The sequence below is a fragment of the Vibrio sp. 2130-1 genome (genome assembly GCF_033339515.1).
Genome location: NZ_JAWOUT010000341.1, coordinates 1 through 662 on the forward strand (window position 1 = coordinate 1; position 662 = coordinate 662).

General features: G+C 43.2%; 2 pseudogenes. Both read left to right on the top strand.

Annotated elements, in window-relative coordinates:
• Positions 1-352, top strand: a pseudogene (locus R7Q09_RS26095) (DUF2726 domain-containing protein); the annotation flags it as partial.
• A gap of 118 nt (positions 353-470) precedes the next feature.
• Positions 471-662 (top strand): annotated as a pseudogene (locus tag R7Q09_RS26100) (hypothetical protein); the annotation flags it as partial.

Genomic DNA, 662 nt, shown 5'->3' on the forward strand with positions numbered 1-662 from the left:
GTTAGAACCGCGCGTAATTATCGAGTTTGATAACGGGCAGCAATTGAATAAAGGTAAGGTGGAGCGTCAGAAGTTGCTGATGCACGTATGTAAATCTGCCAACTTGCCTCTGATCGGGACTTCTGTAAAACACAGTTATCAAGTGGGGCGTTTACGCCGCTTGTTGGCAGCGCATATTGATTTGATCGAGCCTGAGAAAGAAGTACGTTTTTGTAAGAAATGCGGCAGTCCGATGATCATCAAAACCGCCAGCCAAGGTGAATTTAAAGGACGACGATTTTTCACCTGTAGTCGTCAACCTAATTGTACTTACACTGAAAACTACAATGTGGTGTTTGAGTCTGACGACTAATACAACCAATCAAACGATAAACTTAAAGGCTTTGATTTGTGTAGATCGAAGCCTTTTTTGTATCGCCCAATACGCCAAGACCTATACTTTGAGAAAGAAAGCGGAATAGGGAAGTCGTATGCGATATGGATGGATATTTGCACTGTTGCTGCTAGCTCCACACGTGCAAGGAATGCAGAGCTTAAAGCCGCTGGAGTGCAAACTGACGGAGACGCCACAAGACCACTTTTTGTTTTATCGTGAACAGATGGTTTATCACAGCGAGCAGTTTGTGATTTTCCAAAACTTTAAAGGCAGAGTAAGTACTCAA